This window comes from Candidatus Thermoplasmatota archaeon (assembly GCA_018814355.1).
Classification (GTDB): Archaea; Thermoplasmatota; Thermoplasmata; order UBA10834; family UBA10834; genus COMBO-56-21.
Window position 1 is genome coordinate 1 of the sequence record JAHIZT010000093.1, and the last position, 2,262, is coordinate 2,262.

General features: G+C 54.5%; 2 protein-coding genes. One reads left to right on the forward strand and one right to left on the reverse strand.

All coding sequences use genetic code 11. The features are described from left to right. Window positions 1-1,117: transposase (locus KJ653_06735; protein MBU0685523.1), on the reverse strand; the 1,117-nt coding region annotated here is incomplete at its 3' end. 160 nt (window positions 1,118-1,277) lie between these two features. Here KJ653_06735 and nadA point away from each other — a divergent pair. Further along, complete coding sequence (gene nadA, locus KJ653_06740; GenBank protein ID MBU0685524.1) at window positions 1,278-2,183, forward strand: quinolinate synthase NadA; 906 nt, start codon at window positions 1,278-1,280, stop codon at window positions 2,181-2,183. The last annotated feature ends 79 nt before the right edge of the window (window positions 2,184-2,262 follow it).

The following is a 2,262-nucleotide window of genomic DNA, read 5'->3' on the forward strand; positions in this document are numbered from 1 at the left end:
CGGGGTCGAACCGTAGACCCCCTGCCATCCCGTTCGAGATGGCTCTCTGCAGCAGGTTCAGGCTGGCATTGATGTGTCTGTCGAGGTGCCAGCCGCAATCGCACTTGAACTCAGTGCCCATTCGGGAATCTTGTATTCTCCCACATGCCGGGCACTTTCTGCTGCTGTATCCTGGATCCACTTTGACAATCGGGATCCCTCTCCACTGCGCCTTGTACTCGATGACCTGGTGGAGCTTCCGCCGCGGCCACATGCTCAGACGTCGGTTGAGTTTCTTGTTCTTCTTGAGTCTCATCCCCTTCAAATCCTCGAGCACTATAGCGGCTTTCCTACCTTCTGCGAACTTGAGTACTGAGTTCGCCACCTGATGCATCCTGTAATCGACCCTATTGTGCTCCCGTCTTCCCTCTCTCCTGCATAGGGAGCGAGCCGTGCGTCGATCATGAGACTTCTTCGTCTGCAGATTCCTCCGTCGGTCATGATGCCTCTGCTGGATGATGGACACATCGCGATAGTCCGCCTTCACTGCCACTCCGTTGTCGCCTTTGACGAACAATCCGTCAAGGCTTCGCTCGTTCGTGTCGAGCGAGAGCACAGATTCGGGAGTGTAAGCTCTGGGCGCTTCCTTCCTGAAGGCGATGATGACTCGGTCCGGAAGAACCGTAAGCGACCCGAGAGTGAGGGTCTCGTCGTCGAGATACTTGCGATGATACTGGCTCACGACCAGGTTGAGCTTGACATGGCAGCCAGCCCTAATCGGAAGGTCGATAGATCCAGATTTCCGATCCAGCTTGTAAGCCTGGTTCTCTGCCTTCATCATTAGGCGTCTCACATACGGGATTCTGCACGCAACACCTTTGCGAACGCGCCTGCGATAGTTCTTAAGAACGCCGCCAGCTACCTCGAACGCTGATACAAGATGTTGGGAATACATCCTCGGATGTTCTTGACGGAAATCTTTGTACGCGGATCTGATCAAGGCGTTTCTCGACGTCACTCTCGCTTGGAAACCGGTCCGAACCGCATTATTGACTGCCAATCTGAAGTCCTCAAGCAGTGACTTCGCTTCCGATGGGAGGTCCGTGTCTAGCCGGAAGACGACTCTCTTGATCAGCATCTAATCCTTGACTATGACCAGTACATAACACTTCTCCGACTACATGTAGCAATTGAGGCCCGTGGCCACACTTTCTGACGGCTTCACCACCCGAATCTTTCCCGAACCTGTCTTGAGGAAAGGATTAATACGGACCCGTCGTTAACTCGCGAACGAGACTGTGAACGACCTTCAGGATAGGATTCTGAAACTCAAGAAGGAGAGGCACGCGATCATCCTAGGCCACAACTACCAGAGGAAGGAGGTCCAGGAGATATCGGACTTCTTGGGGGATTCGTACGGCCTGTCGGTTCAGGCGTCGAAGATCGATGCGAAGGTCATCGTCTTCTGCGGGGTGGATTTCATGGCGGAGTCCGCGAAGATATTGAACCCTGAGAAGACCGTTCTCCACCCCGATCTGAAGGCGAAATGCCCTATGGCCGCGATGGTAGATGTAAGATCTCTCAGGGAGCTCAAGGCCGAGCATCCGGGCGCTCCCGTCGTATCATACGTGAACACGTCGGCCGATGTCAAGGCTGAGTCGGACATCTGCTGCACATCAGCCAACGCCGTCAAGATCGTCCAATCGCTTCCCGATAAGAAGATCATATTCGTGCCGGACACCAACCTGGGCCTTTACGTCCAGAGGTTTGTGAAGGACAAGGTGATCGTGCTATGGCCGGGCTACTGTCCTACCCACATGAACATCACCGCCAAGGACCTCCAGGAGCTCAAGAGGCAGCACCCGCAAGCGGAGATCCTGGTTCATCCAGAGTGCACCCCCGACGTGATTGATTATGCGGACTTCGCTTACTCTACCGAGGGGATCATCAGACATGTCGTGGCGTCTCAGAAGCGCGAGTTCATAATCGGCACCGAGGAGAACATGCTACACAGGCTCAGAAAGGAAGCTCCCGGGAAGATATTTCACTCCCCTCCCAATGCCTCATGCCCCAACATGAGAGAGATAACTCTGGAGGATGTTCGCGACTCGCTCCTCAAGATGCAGTTCAAGATTGAGCTCCCTGCGGACATCATCAAGAAGGCCAGGGTTCCCCTGGAGCGGATGATCGCAGCTGGACGCTGACCCGATAGTGTTTCTCAAACGGAATTGACCAGATCCCACGCTGGTCCCACGACGAAATAGATGCCGAAAGCCATCATCA